General features: G+C 34.3%; 20 protein-coding genes. 3 read left to right on the top strand and 17 right to left on the bottom strand.

The annotated features are described in order from the left end of the window. Positions 1–32: 32 nt before the first annotated feature. The 9 genes from BM153_RS12220 to hcp all read right to left on the bottom strand — a co-directional run bounded on the left by BM153_RS12220 (position 33) and on the right by hcp (position 7,538). Positions 33–467 (bottom strand): M67 family metallopeptidase, encoded by a 435-nt coding sequence (locus BM153_RS12220; RefSeq protein ID WP_092874453.1) that lies wholly within the window; start codon positions 465–467, stop codon positions 33–35. Next, entirely contained in the window at positions 454–1,293 is an 840-nt protein-coding gene (locus BM153_RS12215; RefSeq protein ID WP_092874450.1) for a HesA/MoeB/ThiF family protein, read from the bottom strand. The genes BM153_RS12220 and BM153_RS12215 overlap by 14 nt, the downstream gene beginning before the upstream one ends. Further along, positions 1,293–1,499: a sulfur carrier protein ThiS gene (gene thiS, locus BM153_RS12210; protein WP_092874447.1), complete on the bottom strand. Its 207-nt coding sequence runs from the start codon at positions 1,497–1,499 to the stop codon at positions 1,293–1,295. The genes BM153_RS12215 and thiS overlap by 1 nt, the downstream gene beginning before the upstream one ends. 17 nt (positions 1,500–1,516) lie before the next feature. After that, a complete protein-coding gene (locus BM153_RS12205; protein WP_092874444.1) occupies positions 1,517–1,834 on the bottom strand; it encodes a thioredoxin family protein in 318 nt (105 codons plus the stop codon). A gap of 3 nt (positions 1,835–1,837) precedes the next feature. Beyond that, positions 1,838–2,071: a sulfurtransferase TusA family protein gene (locus BM153_RS12200; protein ID WP_092874441.1), complete on the bottom strand. Its 234-nt coding sequence runs from the start codon at positions 2,069–2,071 to the stop codon at positions 1,838–1,840. Between the two features lie 29 nt (positions 2,072–2,100). After that, entirely contained in the window at positions 2,101–2,967 is an 867-nt protein-coding gene (locus BM153_RS12195) for a 4Fe-4S binding protein (RefSeq protein ID WP_092874438.1), read from the bottom strand. 11 nt (positions 2,968–2,978) lie between these two features. Beyond that, entirely contained in the window at positions 2,979–4,211 is a 1,233-nt protein-coding gene (locus BM153_RS12190) for an O-acetylhomoserine aminocarboxypropyltransferase/cysteine synthase family protein (RefSeq protein ID WP_092874435.1), read from the bottom strand. A 177-nt stretch (positions 4,212–4,388) separates the two neighbouring features. After that, positions 4,389–5,783 carry a MocR-like pyridoxine biosynthesis transcription factor PdxR gene (gene pdxR, locus BM153_RS12185; RefSeq protein WP_092874429.1) on the bottom strand — a complete coding sequence of 465 codons (1,395 nt, stop codon included), beginning with the start codon at positions 5,781–5,783 and terminating at the stop codon, positions 4,389–4,391. A 120-nt stretch (positions 5,784–5,903) separates the two neighbouring features. Next, positions 5,904–7,538 carry a hydroxylamine reductase gene (gene hcp, locus BM153_RS12180; RefSeq protein ID WP_092874426.1) on the bottom strand — a complete coding sequence of 545 codons (1,635 nt, stop codon included), beginning with the start codon at positions 7,536–7,538 and terminating at the stop codon, positions 5,904–5,906. Between the two features lie 241 nt (positions 7,539–7,779). On the opposite strand from hcp, the gene BM153_RS12175 reads away from it, so the two are divergent. Both BM153_RS12175 and BM153_RS12170 read left to right on the top strand, forming a co-directional pair. Continuing rightward, positions 7,780–8,436 carry a Crp/Fnr family transcriptional regulator gene (locus BM153_RS12175; protein WP_092874423.1) on the top strand — a complete coding sequence of 219 codons (657 nt, stop codon included), beginning with the start codon at positions 7,780–7,782 and terminating at the stop codon, positions 8,434–8,436. Positions 8,437–8,443: 7 nt separating this feature from the next. Beyond that, positions 8,444–9,202, top strand: coding sequence for a heparan-alpha-glucosaminide N-acetyltransferase domain-containing protein (locus tag BM153_RS12170; protein ID WP_177205687.1), 759 nt, complete (start codon positions 8,444–8,446; stop codon positions 9,200–9,202). A gap of 125 nt (positions 9,203–9,327) precedes the next feature. Here the strand turns inward: BM153_RS12170 and BM153_RS12165 are convergent, their stop codons facing one another. The 6 genes from BM153_RS12165 to asrA form a co-directional block, all read right to left on the bottom strand. Next, positions 9,328–11,364 (bottom strand): methyl-accepting chemotaxis protein, encoded by a 2,037-nt coding sequence (locus BM153_RS12165; protein ID WP_092874417.1) that lies wholly within the window; start codon positions 11,362–11,364, stop codon positions 9,328–9,330. A 298-nt stretch (positions 11,365–11,662) separates the two neighbouring features. Continuing rightward, on the bottom strand, positions 11,663–12,085 hold the full coding sequence (locus BM153_RS12160) for a DUF3021 domain-containing protein (RefSeq protein ID WP_092874415.1): 423 nt from the start codon (positions 12,083–12,085) through the stop codon (positions 11,663–11,665). A 12-nt stretch (positions 12,086–12,097) separates the two neighbouring features. Beyond that, complete coding sequence (locus BM153_RS12155; protein ID WP_092874412.1) at positions 12,098–12,535, bottom strand: LytTR family DNA-binding domain-containing protein; 438 nt, start codon at positions 12,533–12,535, stop codon at positions 12,098–12,100. A 230-nt stretch (positions 12,536–12,765) separates the two neighbouring features. Beyond that, complete coding sequence (gene asrC, locus BM153_RS12150) at positions 12,766–13,746, bottom strand: sulfite reductase subunit C (RefSeq protein ID WP_092874493.1); 981 nt, start codon at positions 13,744–13,746, stop codon at positions 12,766–12,768. 23 nt (positions 13,747–13,769) lie between these two features. Continuing rightward, a complete protein-coding gene (gene asrB, locus BM153_RS12145) occupies positions 13,770–14,561 on the bottom strand; it encodes an anaerobic sulfite reductase subunit AsrB (protein WP_092874409.1) in 792 nt (263 codons plus the stop codon). 1 nt (position 14,562) lies between these two features. Then, on the bottom strand, positions 14,563–15,555 hold the full coding sequence (asrA, locus tag BM153_RS12140; protein ID WP_092874406.1) for an anaerobic sulfite reductase subunit AsrA: 993 nt from the start codon (positions 15,553–15,555) through the stop codon (positions 14,563–14,565). 464 nt (positions 15,556–16,019) lie between these two features. Between asrA and BM153_RS12135 the strand changes: the two genes are divergently transcribed. Then, on the top strand, positions 16,020–17,399 hold the full coding sequence (locus BM153_RS12135) for an Ig-like domain-containing protein (protein ID WP_092874403.1): 1,380 nt from the start codon (positions 16,020–16,022) through the stop codon (positions 17,397–17,399). 143 nt (positions 17,400–17,542) lie between these two features. Here BM153_RS12135 and BM153_RS12130 read toward each other — a convergent pair whose 3' ends face one another. Further along, entirely contained in the window at positions 17,543–18,547 is a 1,005-nt protein-coding gene (locus BM153_RS12130) for a helix-turn-helix transcriptional regulator (protein WP_092874400.1), read from the bottom strand. Positions 18,548–18,728: 181 nt separating this feature from the next. Further along, entirely contained in the window at positions 18,729–19,562 is an 834-nt protein-coding gene (locus tag BM153_RS12125; protein ID WP_177205685.1) for a Cof-type HAD-IIB family hydrolase, read from the bottom strand. Positions 19,563–19,916: the final 354 nt, after the last annotated feature.

Below are 19,916 nucleotides of genomic sequence, written 5' to 3'. Positions count from 1 at the left end.
AATAAAAACAGCAAGTAAAAATCCGGAGATTATTAATAATAATAATCTCCGGAAACAATTCTTAAATCTTCCTTTTCATAAATTTCATTTTCCACATGGTAGCTGTTAAGCACCGGATTTTTGGCCATTAATGAAAGAATAAAATAACTTGCCTTTGAGTCATAAGCCAGTTTTATATCTTCTAACGATGGCCTAGAAGGTGATTCGGGATGGGAATGCCAATTTCCAAGAGGCTTTAATCCAAGCTTTCGCATGTCTTTAACAGCCTCCATCTGGTCTTTTGCATCAAGAGAAAAATGGTCAGAAGCATGATCTATATTTTCAAGATAATAAATCTTTTTTATAAACCTTGTTCCATCCTTTTCTTCTTCTCCTGCCAACAAACCACAGGCTTCCTCAGGAAGATGTTCTTTTGCATAATTTATAAGGTCATCATATAAATTATAGTCCATCCTAATAATTCTCAATTTTCACCTCAAATCTGCCTGCTGTTTCTTCGCAAACTTCCTGTTCATAATCTATAAGTTGTGTAATTGTAGGATTTTTTCCGCATACTTTGCAAGAAGAATTATCTTTTGGAAGTTTTACCTTCCTAAACTCCTGCTCAATGGCATCATAGGTTAAAAGATAACCTGTAAGAAGTTTTCCCACACCAAGAATATATTTAATAGCTTCCATAGCCATAAGAGAGCCAATGACTCCTCCCATAGCACCGATTACACCTGCCTGTTTACAAGTAGGCACTGCATCCTTTGGGGGTGGATTTTTAAATACACATCTATAGCACGGACCTTCATTTGGCACATAAGTCATAAGCTGACCCTTAAATCTGATAATTCCCGCATGACAAAAAGCCTTTTTTTCCATTACGCAGGCGTCATTTATCAAAAATTTTGCCGGGAAATTATCCGTTCCATCAAGTATAAAATCATATTCTCTTATAAGTTCTCTAATATTTGTAGAATCAACAAAGCAATGATAAGTTTTTACATTTACATCCGGATTCATGGCATTCATTGTTTCTTTTGCTGATTTAACTTTTGCCTTTCCTATATCAGATGTGGCATGTATAATCTGCCTTTGAAGGTTTGAAAGATCTACTTCATCCGCATCTGCTATACCTATGGTTCCAACTCCTGCGGCTGCAAGATACATTGCCGCCGGTGCTCCTAATCCTCCTGCTCCAATAATAAGCACTTTGGCATTTAATAACTTCTTTTGTCCTTTTGCACCTACTTCTTTAAGAATAATATGACGGCTATAACGCTCAATTTGTTCATCTGTCATTGCCATTAGCATCCGCCTCCCATGAAATAAAGAAATTCTACCGAATCACCTTCTTTTAATACTGTTGTTTCTCTATCATCAAAAGAAATAAACTCATCATTAATGGAAACTGTCACATACTGTGGGGTTTCAACCTCTTCTATTTCAATTAATTCTGTCAGTTTTAAATCATCTTTATATTCTTTTTTTTCTCCAGCTACTGTTATTGTCATTTCTTTCTTCCTCCATACTATATATTTTCTTCAATCCAGTCTGATATTTCATTATATTTTTTATATCCAATTTGTTTTCCTATATCCTGTCCGTTTTTAAATAAAATCAAGGTAGGATTTGATAAAACCTTATATTTTCTTGCCAATTCAATATCAAAATTTGTATTAACTTTAAAAACATTTATTTTACCTTCATAACTATCCTCAATTTCACTAAGTTCAGGGGCAATTTTTTTGCATGCCACGCAAGAGTCTGTATAAAAATCAACTAATACAAGAAGATTGTTTTCCAAAACTTTTTCATTAAAATTATCAACATTTATTCTGATAGCCATAGCTTACTCCACCTTTCTTACAAATAATGTATAGGTACCGTCTTCATTATCAAGAAGCTTAAGAATACGGTGTCCGTCCTCTTTAAAAGAACGGGGAACATTTTGCACAGGTTCACCATCATTCATACGCACTGCTAATACCTGACCTTCGTCAAGCTCTTCAATTGCAACTTTTGCTGTGACGAAAGTTAATGGACACACCTTATCCGTAATATCTACGCTTTCATCAAATTCCATAATAATAACCTCCTGTGTTTCTTTTATTTTTATCCCTGATAGGCTTTATTAAGTGCTTCTTTAAGGCCCTCTTCTCCAATTCTTTCTAAAGTAGCACGAAAACGCTCACTTTTATTTGCATTGGCCTCAAAATAATCAATTGCCGCATCTGTTACTTTAAAAAGAGTTTCTTTATCGCGAATAATTGGAAGATATTCCTTTGCCTTATGAATTTTATTTCCAAAGGTTCCTCCAAAAGATACAATATATCCGGCTTCTCCTTCCCAGGCATCTGTAGGGCAGCTCTTTACGCACCTTGCACAATATGTGCATAAATCCCGGTCTATTTCCACCTTGTCATCCACCATTTTAAGAGCATTTTCACGACATGCCTTTATACATACTCCACATGAAATACAATCATCTTCCTTATATGTAACTGTCATGCCACCTTTAATTCCAACATCATTTTCCTCTGCCTTAAGGCAATTGTTTTGGCAACCTGTTACCCCAAATTTAAATTTGTGAGGAAGTTCCCTTCCAAAATATCTGTCATTTAACTCTTTAGCCAAAGTATAGGTATCTATACAACCTGACGGACATACCTTTATACCCTGACATGCAGTAATAGTTCTTACTCTTGGACCACATACTCCGGCAGATACTCCACCTTTTTCCAGTTCTTTTTTAACTTCTGCAAGATCATTTACATTTATAAAAGGTATCTCTATTCCCTGACGGGATGTCATATGAACATATCCATTTCCATATTTATCAGCTACCTCTGCTACAACTTTTAATGCTTTTGTATCAAGATTTCCCCCTATTACCGCAAGTCTTAATGACCCGTAGCCCTTTTGAACCTGGGACATAAATCCGCCTGCTTTTAATTCTTTGTAATTAATATTTTCTGCCATAATAACTCCTTTTATTTATTACTATTTTCTATTGCCTGCTTAAAATCTTCAATTATATCCTCCACATCTTCTATCCCCACAGAAATACGGATTAAATCATCATATACTCCTGCATCTTCAAGCTCTTTTGGGCTGGAATGAAGAGAAATCGTAGAAGCCGGATGTACCACTAAAGTCTTTGTATCACCTATATTTGAAACTATATAAGGAATTTTCAAATTGTTAATAACCGAAAAAGCTTTCTCTTTAGACCCTACCCGAATGGTAATAATTCCGCCATATCCGCCCTCTAACTGGCTTTTTGCTATTTCATGCCAGAAACTTGATTTAAGCCCCGGATAATTTACCTTTATATCAGGATAATTACCTTCAAGCCAGTTGGCTAAAATAGAGGCATTTTCACATTGCTTTTTCATTCTAAGTCCCAAAGTCTCTAATCCAATAATGTTTAAATATGCATTAAGTGGAGAAAGGCAGACTCCAATATTCCTATATAAACCTGCCCTCAATTTACTGATATAGGCAAAAGGTCCAAATTTTAAATGCTGACCCAAAACTGAATATTTTTCTTTTGTCCATTTAAAATGTCCTCCATCCACCAGTATTCCGCTAATAGAATTACTGCTTCCATTTATATATTTTGATGAAGAATTAATTACCACATCTGCACCGTGTTTAATTGCCTTTATTAAATATGGAGTCGCCGTAGTATTGTCAATTATAAGAACAACTCCGTGAGAATGAGCAATTTCAGAAAGTTTTTTAATGTCTGTTACATCTAAACAGGGATTTCCAATAGTCTCAGCAAAAACCAGCTTTGTTTTATCTGTAAATGCATTTTCTATCTCATCCCAATCGTTGTTTTTAACATATTTTGTCTTTATCCCAAAAGCTTCTAAATCTCTGAATAAATCAATTGTTCCGCCGTAAATACTGGCACTTGAAATAATTTCATCACCTGCCTCAAGAATATTTAAAAGAGCCATTGAAAGTGCAGCCATACCGGAAGCACAGGCAACTGCCCCTATTCCTCCTTCTAATTTTGCAATTCTTTCTTCAAAAAAAGTCACTGTAGGATTTGCTACTCTGCTATAGCAATATCCCATCTTTTTTCCAGCAAAGATTCCTTCCAAATCCTCAGCAACCTCCTGAAAAAATGCACTGTTTTGATATATAGGCGGCAATGTAGCTCCCTGTTTTTTTTCAGACACTCCTATATGTAAAAGGTCTGTATTAAATCCCACCTGTATCACCTCTTTTGTCTTTTTTAACTTTCCCCATCGGTTAGGTAGGATAATAACAGAACATTAAAACCGGGTCAATAAACCCGGTTAATGCTATTAATGATAACTAATTATCACTTTTATTTATAACAATGATTTTTCCTTATTTTATGCCGGTTTGGGCAATTTTATTTACAATCATTTCCAATTTATTTTTTCAATTTCTTTAAAGGCCGACCTAAAATTATTTTCATCAAGGTTAGAATAATTAATAATAAAACAATGCTGTTTTGGCGTATTTGTAAAATAATAGTCAGATAAGGCTTTCACTTTTATTCCTATATCCCTTAACTTTTTTTCTATGAATTTATCTGATTTATCTGTATCAACATTTACAACAAAATGAAGTCCTGAATCATTTTCCAAAATCTTACATTTTTCCCCTACTTCACTTTCATTAATGATATCCATAAATTTTTTTCTTTGTTTTGTATAATACAATCTCATTCTGTTAATGTGCTTTTCAAGATACCCTTCAGAAATAAACTTAGCCAGAGTATATTGCTCAAAATTTGAAACTGTACATGAATAAAAAGACATATTTTTATAAAACAAATTGGCTAAATGCACCGGTAAAATCATATAGCTGATTCGAATAGTAGGCGCCAGTGATTTTGAAAAAGTATTCATATATATTACTTTCTCACAACCATCTATAGAAAAAAGCGGTGGAATAGGTTTTCCTGAAACCCTAAACTCACTATCATAATCATCTTCAATTATATATCTGCCCTCTTTTGCATTGACCCAGGAAAGTACTTCATATCTGCGGCTTGCAGGCATGGAAATTCCTGTGGGATAATGATGATTAGGGCAAATATGTGCTATTGAAGCTTCACTTTTTTCAAGTTCTAAAGCTGTTACCCCTTTATCATCCATAGATGCATATTTACAAACTATATCCTGCTTTTCGTAGACTTTTTCAAGCTTTTTATAGCCCGGATTTTCTATAACATAAATTTTATCCCTTCCTAAAAGCTGAACAATAAGACCATAAAAATATTCCGTTCCAGAGCCAATAATAATCTGGTTTGGATCTACTAACATACCTCTAAAAGATTTCATATGTAAGGCTATGGCCTCCCTTAATTCCAATATTCCGGCTGTAGGAGAAATCTCCATTAATTCCTCTTTTTTATTACTCATTACCTCACGGGAGATTCTGTTCCAAATAGAGAAAGGAAAATTGTCAGGATTAATGCTATTACTGGAAAAATCATATTTATAATCTCTTTGATTGGGAATTTTTATATCATAATTAACTTTAGAATCCATTGTGACATTTATCATTTTTTCAATTTTAGCCACATAATAGCCTTTTTTTTGCAAGGTATAAACATATCCTTCACTTATTAACTGATCATAAGCATTTTGTATGGTAATGGTGCTAATTCCATTGTTTCTTGCAAAGGTTCTTTTTGATGGAAGTTTCTCTCCAGGCTTTAATTTTCCTGATAAAATGTCTTTTTTAATTGATTTATATAGAAAAACATATAAAGGTTCTTTTGCATCATCAAAATTGTAGGTTATCATTTTTCCCCTCCTAATCTGGAATATAAAAACAGTTCATTATGATAGTTTTTATATATCCAGATTTATTATATGATTTTTCCCATTAAATCACAAGGAGGAAAAAAGGAAACCTACAAACTTTTATCCAATCATTTTCTTTATATCATCTTCTACATTTGAAATACCTGAAATTCCAAAATTTTCCACCAGCACTTTTAATACATTTTCTGAAATAAATGCCGGAAGAGTTGGACCAAGGTGAATATTTTTAACCCCCAGGTAAAGAAGGGCAAGTAATACAATTACTGCTTTTTGCTCGTACCAGGAGATATTGTATACTATTGGAAGTTCGTTTACATCCTCAAGTCCGAATATTTCTTTAAGTCTTAATGCAATAAGGGCAAGTGAATAGGAATCATTGCACTGTCCTGCGTCAAGAAGTCTTGGAATTCCTCCGATATCTCCTAAATCCAGCTTGTTGTATTTATATTTTGCACAACCTGCGGTAAGGATAACTGTATCTTTTGGAAGTGCCTTTGCAAAATCACTATAATAATTTCTGCTTTTTGCTCTTCCATCGCAACCTGCCATTACAACGAATTTTTTTATGGCACCGGACTTAACTGCATCTACTACTTTATCTGCCAGAGCAAATACCTGCTCATGGGCAAATCCACCTGTGATTGTACCGGATTCAAGCTGTGTTGGAGCCTGGCATTTTTTTGCCAGTTCAATTATTTGTGCAAAGTCCTTCTTTTGTCCGTAAGGGGCATCAATGTGCCTACATCCCGGATATCCTGCTTCTCCTGTGGTAAATAATCTGTCTTTATAAGAATCTGATGGTGGCACGATACAGTTTGTTGTCATAAGAATTGGACCATTAAATTTTTCAAATTCTTCCTTTTGTTTCCACCAGGCATTTCCATAATTTCCCACAAAATTATCATACTTTTTAAAGAATGGATAATAATGAGCCGGAAGCATTTCAGAATGAGTATAAACATCCACTCCGGTATTTTTTGTCTGCTCCAAAAGCATTTCAAGATCCTTTAAATCATGACCTGAAATAAGAATAGCCGGATTGTTTCTAACACCAATATTTACTGAGGTTATCTCTGGATTTCCATACATAGAGGTGTTTGCTTCATCTAAAATCGCCATTTCCTCAACACCATACTTACCACATTCTAATGTAAGGCTTACAAGGTCATTTACTGATAAACTGTCATCTAAAGTTTTAGCAAGGGCTTCCTGTAAAAATGCATCCACTTTTTCATCATCTTTAAGAAGAGCGTTTGCATGTTTTGAATAGGCTGCAAGACCCTTTAAGCCGTAGGTAATAAGCTCACGAAGAGATCGTATATCTTCATCTTTTGTTGAAAGAACTCCTACTGTCTTTCCTTTTTCTTCAAATTCTTCCTCTTTTCCATTCCAAAGAGAAGCTTTTGGAAGTTTGTCTGTTTCTGAAACTTCTTCTAGTAATTTTGATTTAATTAAAAGAGTATCTTTGATTCTGTCCTTAATGGATTCTTTGTCAAAGTTTACATTTGTAATGGTTGAAAATAAATTTGTGGAAATTAAATGATTTACATTTTTTGAAACTGTTTTTCCTTCTTTTCTAAGGGCTGTGGTTACTCCACAAAGGCCTTTTGTAACATAAACAAGTAAATCCTGTAAATTTGCAAGCTGAGGTGTTTTTCCACATACACCAGATTTTGTGCATCCACTGCATCCAGCTGTTTCCTGACATTGATAACAAAACATTTTATTTTCCATGGCTTTTGACTCCTTTAAATTGCTTTTTAACTATTTGCTTGATGTAATTACTATAATCCATAGAAACAAAACAGCAGGTTGCAAATGCAACTTTTTTATCTTATAATTATGATTACATTTTAAGAGTAAATATTACTTCTTTCTCAGTAGCTAATGACACTTTTAAACATTTTTTAAAAGCGGCATAAGCTAATAAAAATTCCAAACATAAAGAATCAAAACCAAAAAGGCAGGTAAACTTATGAAAAACGAAATCCAGTTTTATAAGAATGAATTATTTGAAAATATAAAAAATAATGATGTTGACACCCTTCTTGGCTGTATTAAATCCTTTAAAAAGGAATACAAAAAAGGGGAAACTATCTACTTAGAAGAGGATAAAATTTATTATTTGGGAATTATTATATCCGGAAGTGTACATATGCTTAAAAGTGATATATGGGGAAACAGTTCGTTGTTTACCTTTTTCGGACCGGGTGAATTATTCGGGGAAAGCTTTGCAGTACAAAAAAATATTTCCTCTTCTGTTATTTTTAAAGCTTCCCAGGATACTAAAGTTCTCTTTCTTGCAGCCACCAACATAATCCATACCTGTCCAAATGCCTGTGCTTTCCATGCCCAGATTTCAACAAATCTTTTTAATTTATTGGGAATTAAAAACCAGAAGTTTTTAGATAAAATAGAAATTCTCTCCAAGGCAAGCATTAGAGAAAAGCTTTTGGCTTACATTTCCCAGCTTTCCCAGGAACAAAATTCCAGATATGTTCACTCCCCTCTCTCCCGTCTTTCTCTGGCAGACTACCTTAATGTTAATCGAAGTGCCATGAGCCGTGAGCTTTCAAAGATGCGGGATGAAGGAATTATTGATTTTGATAAGGATACTTTTATTATCAGGTAAAAAGAAGATGGAAAAAACGAAAGATAAACGCCTGGGGGCTATTGATACCCTTCGGGGAATAACAATTGTAAGTATGATAATATACCATTTTTGTTGGGATATGGTATTTATCTTTGATATGAAATGGAAATGGTTTCATGGCATGGAAGCCCTGATTTGGGAGCGTTTAATATGCATAAGCTTTATTTTTATCTCCGGTTTTTGTCTGGTTTATTCAAAAAATCCCATAAAACGAGGGGTTTTGCTTTTTTTATTAGGGGGATTAATAACAACAATAACCTATCTTGTAATGCCCAAAAATTTAATTGTTTTCGGGATATTAACACTCATTGGAAGCTGTCTTATCTTTGTGGGATTATGTAAAAAATGGCTGATGAAAATCCCACCAATAGTGGGAATTGTCAGTTTTCTTTTATTGTTTTTATTAACCGTAAATGTAGAACAAAAATCAATTGTCTTTTTGGGAAGAAAGTTAATAAATCTTCCCGGATTTTTGTACCAAAACTATTTTAGCTCATATTTAGGCTTTCCTCATTCAGATTTTTTCTCCAGAGATTATTTTCCAATCATACCCTGGATTTTTATATTTTTACTTGGATTTTTTGTATCAATCCAAATAAAAAAAGAAATGGGTAATGGAAAAAAATTTTCATTACTAAAAAAAGAAATTCCCCTGTTTAGCATACTTGGGAAAAATTCCCTTATTATCTATATGATTCATCAACCATTACTTTACGGACTTTGTCTGCTATTAACAATCATTTAGCTATACTTCGTTTTCATAATGCATATTTTTTCATTAAACTAACCAAAAATGCAGCTAACCCGGAATCAAGTCCGAATCAGCTGCACTTTTTTTAGCTACAAGCCTATATAGTATATGGTAATGCATTATTGAATTATAAATTTGCTAAGTTCATCATTAATGGAGTATGCTGAATCTGAAACCGAATTAGCAGCTTCCTCAACCCCTTTGGACTCACTTGCAATGTCAGCGGACATCTGAGTAAGGTTTGCAACAGTAGAGGTAACCTCCTGTGAACTAGCTGACTGCTCCTCGGATATTGCAGCAACGCTGGTGGCAATATCATTTACATCACCCATCATATCAATCATTTCCTTCATTATCTGGGCTGTATTGTTAAGATCCATATATATCTTATTAAAGCTTTCCCCTGCCTTTACAACGGCTTGGCTGTTTTCATTTATTGAATCCATATTTGACTGGGATTTTTCGGCAAGGTTTCTTATAAGTTCAGTTATTTCAGAAATAATAGTACTGATTTCCTTGGCAGCATCCTGGCTGTTTTGAGCAAGTTTTCCAATTTCATCAGCTACAACTGCGAAACCTTTTCCGGCTTCACCTGCTCTTGCCGCCTCTATACTGGCATTAAGTGAAAGAAGGTTTGTCTGCTGGGAAATTGAATCAATCATTTCAACAATTTCAGTAATCTTGTCTGCTGATTCACCAACATTGGAAACTACATCATTCATCTCATTCATGGATAAGGTAATTGCCTCCATATTGCTTTCAACAGTTGTCATATCCTTTTGGCCTATGTTGGCCTGCTCAAGTAATTCTATCATTGTCTGATTGGTTCTGTTACCATTATCAGTAAGATCTGCCACTGCCCCGGCAAGCTGTGTTGCGTTATTTGCAAGCTCACTTACTGCATCAGCGATATTATCCATTGTGGTTTGAATCTGTCTCATGGAAGTAGATTGCTCATTAGCTCCATCTGTCATCTTGGCGGAAGCATCTTTAGAAGTGGAGGAATCCACCTTTAGCTGCTCTGCCTTGCTTTGGATAACATTAATGGTCTGATTCATGGTATGAACATAGTTTTCCATTTCCTTACTGATAAGACCGATTTCATCCCCTTTGTCCCTAGGCATAGATGTTGTAAAATCTCCTTCAGATATTTTAAGAATACTGTTTGAAAGACCATTAACCGGTTTTGTAATTACACGATTGATTGTAATTACTATTACAAGAACTATTAATACAATCAAAACAGACATTGCTATCGCTGCAAATATCATAAACTTATTTGAGGATGCCATTACATCATTAACTGCAACAGAAGATACTAATGTCCAAGAGGTACCCTGAATAGGATAAAATGTAACATAATAATCAAGACCATTTGATGGCTGATGAATTACCTTAACATCTCCCTCAGTTGCACTTTCTACAAATGATTTTACTTCTGTTACATAATCACTTCCAGCCTCTGAAACTGTTTTTCCGTTTAATTCACTATCAAAATATGAAAGAATATAATCTCCTGCAAGAACCATTGAACCACCTGTTTTCATTGGCGTAAGCTGGCTTACCTCCTCTTGAAGGTCTGTAAGATATACATCCACTCCACATACTCCTTTTTCACCATTATAAAAATCATTTTCCCTTACAAAAGTAACACAAAGTTCTCCTGTGGTGGTATCCGTATAAGGGTCAGTTTCTACGAAGGTTTCATGACCCTTTGCTGCTTTGTACCATTCTCTTTCGGTAGGTTTAAAGGAAGAATCTACCGTAGTACCGTCTGCAAAAATACAGGTATCATCTGAAAAACCAATATAAATACCGGTGTTTTCCACAGCATCGTATTTGGCAGATGGTTCTATATATTTTTGAAGTGCCTCATGATCCTTAAAATAAACCTGTTCCATGGTGTCACAATATTCGCCAAATTTTGCAGTCATCATTCTAAATCCTGTACCTAACTGGTAGGCATTGGAAGATGTTTCTGCCTTAAGATCCATAAGCGATGTTTCTTCAATAGTTGAACGAGCATTGAGTGTTAAAAAAGCAATAATTGAAACTACACCAATTATAATTATTGGAAGTAGTAACAAAAGAAGTGTCTTACTGATACTCTTTTTAACTTTTATTTGTTTGGATGAATTTTTTTTAGTATTTGACATTTTTTACACCCCCACTAGATTGTTTATATTATTCTGCATTACTAAAAACAATTCTTACAATAAAAACTTCATCACTATTGCCATCGACACATTTTCCCATAAAAAGAAGAGTCAGTTTTATAAATTTTTCTCCAAATTTATGTTTTTTTATTAAAATGCTTTGTGATTGCAAAGTAGAGTTTGTTAATAATTTTCATTTGTATCTTAGCTTTTTTAAGCAAGAACTAAAATTTAAACAATAAAGGCCGAAGTAAGCCTTCGACCTTAAGATTTTTGTTCAATTACCTTTCATTCATAACTACTTCATATTCTGTATTTTTTCATTTATCTTTTTTGCCTCGGCACGATAATGCATCATAAAGATAAACCAGATAATAAATGCCACTCCCAGCTGAATTAATGCAATTATTATTCCCTGAGTAATTGTTGTTTTATTTCCAAGCCAGCCCACAAAAAAAGCTACTATTGTGTAAACAATACATCCTGTGCCCATGTGAATAAGAATTCTTATTGGCATTGGAAGATTATCTTTTTTATAAACCATGGTTGGAACTCCAAATCCCAGTCCGATTAATACACATCCTAAAATCATTTTTGTAAAGCGGTAGTTTTCCAAGGTAAAATTTCCTTTAAAACCAATATCAAAGCCTATTCCCACTATGCAAAATATTGCCATTGCCATTCCTATTCCCATTATTGAACTTTTTAATAAATCTCTCATTGCTTTCTCCTCCTATAATCCAAGATATTTTTTAAATTCCGGCAGATATGTTCTTGACACATAATCCTTGCACCCGTTTTTTAATTTTAATAATAATGTTCCTGAAAAACCAGGTTCAATACTGTCCATATATGATAAGTTGATTAATGTGGATTTTGATATCTGCATAAACTGTTTTCCTAACTGCATTCCCAATTCATAAAGTCTTTTTTTGGAACGGTATCTTTGTTTTTCTCCGTAAATTATCGTTTCCCCGTTTTCGACTCTGACCATGTATATTTCATTAGCCTTTAAAACCACAAGGTCTTCTTCATTTTTAAATGCAGTTAATGGACTTTCATTCGTGCTGAATATGTCTAACATTTTCTGTATTTCCTCTGTGATTTTATCGGTATGTATTACCGCGTAGGGTTCTTTGAATTCAGCCGAAATGTCAACGCTTACCTTCACTTTCTGGCCTCCTTTCTCTTTGATGATGCAATGATACAATAAATAAAAAAGCCTGTCTTAAAATTTAAGGCAAGTAGCAAAATATAAAAGGTGAAATGCAAGAATTTTATCTTATATTGTTTTCATACTAATTAATCGCCAAAAAAATTATAGTCCATTTCGCAATTTTAAACAATTTAAAAACTTGCGAAATGAACTATATATCTACCTGATATTCTATTTTTCTAATATTAATGCTGATTATCGAAGTGGATACCATCCCAATAAACAGTCTTATTCATAATGGTTTCCGGCAAAAGCTCTACATCTTTAAGAGCATACTCCTTAAATTTTTCAAAACCGACTCTGTCAATGATATATCCAATATGCTCTTTTCTTGCAGGTGCATTTGGTGAAATATTATCTTCTACAAAATTGTAGGTATTTTTTATAATTTTAACAATATTTTCTTCATCAGCCCAAATCAGGAAATCTTTGCCAAGACGAGGATTTTTCTTTCCTGTACGCCCCATAATGGTAAGCTTATAGTATTTCTTTTGGGAACGGGTCCAGGCTCTTGTAGGACATTTGGTAATGCAGACTCCGCAGCCGATACATTTTTCCTCATCTCTTACTATTTTATAATTATCCATGCGAAGTGCTCCCACAGAAAGAGACTGGCATCCCTTAACACAGGCATTACAGCTTACACAACGATTTGGGTCGTATTGTGGCATAGTCATACCTATAATTCCAAAATCATGCATTCTTGCCTTTGCGCAATCGTTAGAGCATCCGGTACATGCCACCTTGAAATGTAAATCATTTGGAAATATTTCTTTATCAATGCGTCTTGCCAGTGTTGCAGTGTCATAATTGGCAAAAGGACAGACATTATTTCCTATGCAGGCACTTATATTTCTGGTACCTGAAGCACTGTATCCCTTATCCTTATCCTCAGCATTCTGATTAATTCCTACCTTTTCAATAACCGGTTGAAGAAGCTTATTAACCTCTTCCATATCCTCAAGGTGTATTCCCTCAATCTCAAATCCCTGTCTTGTTGTTAAATGAACATATCCGTTGCCATATTTTTGAGATATTTCCTGAACCATGCCAAGTACTTTAGCATCACAGTATCCTCCCGGAACACGAACTCTTGAAGCACCAAAGCCTCTTTTTTTAGATATTCTCCAGGCATTTTTCTTTGCTTTTTTTGTATTAATATCCAGTCCCATAGTTTACCTCCTTACCGTTAATCAAAAAGTTCTTTGGCATCTGTATAATTAAACACCGGTCCATCAAGGCAGACATATTTATCATCCATCTTACAATGACCACATTTTCCAAGTCCACAGCACATTTTACGCTCATAACTTGTCCAGATTTGCTCATCTAAAACCCCAAGTTTTTCAATTTCCATAATTGAAAATTTAATCATTACCGGAGGTCCAACGCAGATAAATACTGCATTTTTAATATCCTTAAATTTTAAATCAGGAATATATTTTGTAACCATTCCCGTATGCCCTTCATATCCATCCGGTGCATTGTCAACGGTTTTTATAACATTAATGGTTTTCTCCCACTCTTTAAAATCATCTTTAAAAAGAACATCCTGTGGAGATTTAAACCCGGCAATAAGGGTGGTGCTTACCGCATCAGAAGGATTTTTTGCAAAGTGCTCAATTACACCTCTCATTGGTGATACACCGGTACCACCGCCTATTATAACCAGTTCTTTCCCTTTAAAATTATCAATTTCAAAGCCGTTTCCGTAAGGTCCTCTAATGAAAAGGCTGTCTCCTACATAATTTTCAAAAACTTCATCTGTAACCTTTCCCACACGACGAATTGTAAAGTCAATAAGTCCGTCTCCAATTCCGCTGACAGATATAGGAGCTTCACCAAATTTTGGAATAGATATTTCAAAAAACTGCCCCGGTTTAACAGGGCCTTCATAAACCATTCTAAAAGTATATTCAAGTTCTGTATGTTTAATTACTTCTTTAATCTCAGAAAGCTGAGGAATGTATTCGTTTTTCATGTTACTCACCCTCCTTTGACAATTTATTAATAAGTGTAGAATATGAAATATATTCCGGACAGACATCATCACAGCGTCCGCAGCCTACACACATGGTGTAGCCAAAACGCTTTTCAAAGTCATAGATTTTATGCATTACCTTAAAGCGCATCCTGTCAGAATTATCCTGTCTAAACTCATGGCCTCCGGCAATCTGAGAATATCCGTCTACCTGGCAGCTTGCCCATACTCTTCTTCTTTCACCATTTTTTTCATTGTCCTTGTAAAAAATGTCCTGCATTGAAAAACAGGTACAGGTAGGACAGACAAAATTACAACGACCACATTTGATACACCTGCTGCCATATTCTTTAAAAAGTCCTGACTGCATTGTATCTTTTGTGATATTCTTTGGAAGGGTAACTTTTGTAGGATTTTCTGAAACAAAATCCGGATTTACATCCTTTTTTTCTCCACTTTCAAAGGCTTTTTTTAACTCTTCATCTTTAACATCAACAAATACTTCGCCTTCAGTACACTTTAGGTATAAATCATAATTATCGCATTTATTTGTTCCAAGACTTGCGCAAAAGCCTGTTTCGCAGGAATTACTGCATCCCATAAGAACAAATTTTGTCATTTTTCGGATTCTGTCATAATAAAAGTCCTCAAAACCATTTTTTAAATAAATTTCATCAAGGCGTTTTACTGCATGAATATCACATGAGCGTAAAAATACAAGCCTTTCCTTTTCCGGTTTTTTTGGAACAATGGTTTCATCCTCCGTAAAATAAAAAACAGTTTCGTTTATCGGTAATAAAATTTCTTTAAACGAATAATCAGATTTCTTTTCAAATTCAATCTCATCTAATGAATGAACCTTGTCATATCGCACAACATCTTCATCGGAAAATGTTCCGTCTCCTTTTTTTACAACCGGTGCGAATACATCGAAATCTTCAGACAGTTTTGAAAAAATCTCATCCATTTTTTCTTTTGAAAACCTGTAACCCATACTAATCTCCTTTCGCCTGTGTTTGTGAATTTTAAAACAATTAACTATAATAAAACGCTGTGTCTACATATACAGTAACTCATAGCGTTAATCTTTTATGTGACATTTATCACATGGACGTACATTTTTTATTAATTATATTTACTTTCTTTTTTATCTTTCTTTTCCTTCTTTATTTATTCCAAAGCCATATCAAATCGAGAAACTATATCTTCTATATCCTCCGGATTATTTGTGATTATAAGAACATAGGCCTTGTCATCAAGGTTTGAAAGATAAGCTCCTTTATTATCCTCGTCGGTATAATAAATTCCGTAATCATTTAATATTAATTATAATTTTCTAATTATTTTATCGAGTTATTCACTTTTATTTTTATATTTTTTTCATGTAATATCTTTTAGTTTTCTCATATTTTCTTTTTAGAATAATAATATTACAACTTTGAAAGGAGAAAGCAGATTATGAAAAACTATTCCAAAAAATTTTTATCACTTCTATGGATATTAGCTTTAATATTCACATTATTCCCGGCAATGAAGGGAAATGCCCAGGAAAGTCTTCCTGCTGATTGTATGGAACAAATCTTTGCTTTTCTTACCAGAGAAGATTCTGATTACAGCCAATACAAAGCCCAGATAGCCGAAGCTTCACAAAGTCAGTTTGTACTTAGTGAAGAATTAAAGGATAATACTATTACCATTACCACAGTTGCCAAAGGAGACTATGAAGAATTTAGCGGAAGTTGGGATTTCACCTTAGATGGTAATTACCTTAAAGCCACCATAAAAGATTCTAATGATATCACGGGAGCCGTTTTCTTTTATTATTTAGAAAGTGCCGTTTCTGATTATCTTGGCATGGATAGTGAGCTTGTAAATGGCTATATCAACGGTCTTATTGAAAATGATATTAATAATGAATACTTCATGGTTGAAACAGATGAGAATACTGATGCTAAAACATTAAAACTATATCTTGGTTCTACCTATGAAATGAAAGAGCTTGATACTTTCTATCTTGATTCAAATGCCCTGAGTATTGTTACTAAATTCACTAAAAGTAATAATTCCGGAACAGCCCGCATAGGAAAGATTTCCCTTTACTATAGTGGAGATATATATTCATCTGATATTTATATCGCAGAACATGGGGGATTAACAGATCTTGCCTATAAGTCAATTCTTGAAGCTGTCAAAAAACTAAAACCTCAAAATTATAGGTATTTCTTAGACACTTATAAAAAAATTGAGGCAAAACAAACTGACCAATATCAGGTTTCAATTATAACAAACAAGGCAAAACTTCCAGAAGTCCTTCAAAGCCTTGACGAGCATAACCATTTTATAAAAATACATTTTTCTGCTCCGTCTCTGTCCTCCACCAGTGTTTCCTTAACTGCCGGTAGCGCTAAAACATTAAAGGTAACAAGAGGCAGTGTTAAAAACTGGACTTCTTCCAACAAGGCAGTTGCTACAGTAAAAAACGGTTGTATCACTGCTCTTAAAAAAGGAACAACAACTATCACTGTAACCCTTGCTCATGGCACTAAGCTTACCTGCAAGGTTACCGTTAAAAATAATCCTTCAATTAAGATAAACGGAAAAACTTTTAACAAAAAGACCACCTATACCATAAAGAAGGGTAAATACCTCACCGTAAAAGTAAGTGGAAAGGCCAAAGGGGTAAATAATACCTATGCCAGCAGCAAAAAATCAATTGCCAAGGTGACCTCAGCTCGCAATCAAACAACTGTTAAAATCAAAGGCTTAAAAGTCGGAACTTCTAATGTCACCATAAAGGTAAACGGGGTAGCCTTTGTAATTAAGGTAAAGGTGAAGTAAAAAAGAAAAAATAAGATAAAAATATTCATTAAGAAGCCCCACTTTCAAAACTACAATTTTTTTAAAGTTTTGAAAGTGGGGGTTTTCTTCTTTCTTCCTCCCTGTTAATAATCTGAAGAATAAGCCTTTAAGTTTGAGCTTGATTACACTGCACCTATATTCTCCATAAAAGCTTTTCCGTACTCTTTCAATTCCTCTACCACAGAATTCGGGCTTACAAGTCTTACCTTAGTGCCTAATCCAAAAAGCCATCCATAAAAGTGCTGGCTGACATTTACTTCAACACTAAATTCACTCCAATTATCACCTATTGGTAAGAAATTTATATCTTTTTCTCCAAAACGATCCAAAAAAACGCCGCACATACTGTTTTCAAACTGAATTCTCACTCGTGTCTTGGTGCCACCATACATTGCGAATGTGGATTTTGAAAGATTAGACATATCATATTTTTTAAACTCTTTTTCTCCAATGCGTTTTTCATCTTTGAGGGAAATATCTTTAATTTTATCGACACGATAGCTTTTTACTTTGCAATCCCAGGCATCAAAAGCTATCATGTAGTAGTTTTCATCCATCCAGGTAAGTCCCCATGGACTAACTTCAAACCATTTTCCGTCCCTGCGGGGAATGAGTTTTTTATTAATATCCCACTTGTAATACTTAAACATAATTTGCTTATTTTCTTTTATTGCGGTGTAGATTTCATCCACATTGAAAAGAACGCTTTTATTCATGGATTTTACAGGAACATTTATAAATGCCTGACTTTGTAAAGCACTTGCCTGATACTTACTTACAAATTTTTTTAATTTATTAATCAGCTCAGTTGACTTATTTTTTGTAATAAATTTTGAAGATTGGATTGCATCAACCAAAAGCTTTACCTCAGCCAGTTCAAACTCTCTGCTTCCAACATGATACTTAGTCTTACGGCCTTCTTGTTCCTTGATAATTTCAATATCAAGCTTATCAGTCATATCGGTAAAGTCTGCATAAATACTTTTTCTTTCTGCTGTGACATCATAATCTCTTTCAAGTTTCTCCACTATCTCAGGCATTGTAAGTCCATGTTCATCATCTGTATTTTCTTTCATAAGCTCCATCAGATAAACAAGTTTAAATTTTTGATTTTTTCCCCTAGACATTCTACTCCTCCTAAATTGTTAATTTTTCATGTTTTTTGTAAAATGGACACTCTTATATCCTATTTTACTTTCCAAAATACATATTTTAATTATAGCATAGCTGCACAATTTAAGGGACACAATCTCTATCTTTTTTTATTTTCTCTGAATTTGCTTTTTCTAATGATGCCCTACTAAGCTATCATATTAACCCAAAATGTTTAAAAGCATTATAAATGCCATCCTCGTCAACTGCATCTGTGACATAGTCTGCTACAGCTTTGATTTCATCGCATCCGCTAGCAACTGCCACGCCTACAGCACATTTTTTTAGCATTGGTATATCTACCTTTGCATCACCAAAAGCGAAAGTATCCGCAATATCTGCCCCGATGTGATTTAAAAGAAGTTCTACTGACTTTCCTTTATCTATATCATTTACCCCAATGTCTCCAAAAAGGGCTTTGTCTCCTTCACCACCCCAGGTTCCGGGATTTAGATTTGGAAATTCTTTTACTGAGTCAAGATAGTCCTGATAAGAGTTTAGAACAAACGAAATCTTGTTTACATCATCTCTATAGAGATTCCCACCAAAAACCATATTAGGAAAAACACTTCTAATGGTTGTTTTATCTGAATCTTGTCCCAGTATTTTTGAATATTCTTTAATAGCTTTAGTACCTGCATCTTCAAATTTTTCAGATGCAAAAAGACCTGAATTGCATTCCAGATAAAACTCAAGTTTTCTCTCACCAAGCCAGTCAACAATATGCCTTGTATCCTCTTTTGAAAGCACTTTATGAAATATCACTTCATCATTGTCTTTTACATATGTACCATTTCCACCTATCATACCGTCAAAACCAATACTTCGAACGTCATCATAAACTTCTGACTCAGAGCGTCCCGTACAAATATACACCTTGTGTCCATTTTCTCTGGCCTTTCTAACTGCCACTACAGCAGACTCCGGCAGTACAGTTTCATAATTTACCAAAGTTCCATCAACATCCATAAAAATCACTTTCTTATTCATAATTTTGTCACGTATAATCCAATTATCAGTTTTGATGATTGGATTTTTTCCTTTCTCCCAGGTTCTACTGGGTAATCTAATCTCTATCTGATATATTTATTAAGGCGCTGTGGATCTGTGTCTATTTTATTACAGCTCTGACTGGTACGAGGTGACTCAGACCACAGCTTTTCGTCTATTACTGTTAATCAGTTTGTTAACGCTCTGACGTTTCTATTTACGTGATTACACAGCCGGATTCTCTGTGGAAGACAACAGCGCCAAATCTTATATCTAAGGAGGTACCATTATGTCCACGTACTTTGTTGGAATAGACATTTCAAAGTACAAACACGACTGCTGTATAATCAATGC

This window comes from Acetitomaculum ruminis DSM 5522 (assembly GCF_900112085.1).
GTDB lineage: Bacteria > Bacillota > Clostridia > Lachnospirales > Lachnospiraceae > Acetitomaculum > Acetitomaculum ruminis.
This window is presented reverse-complemented; position numbering and strand designations above follow the sequence as displayed.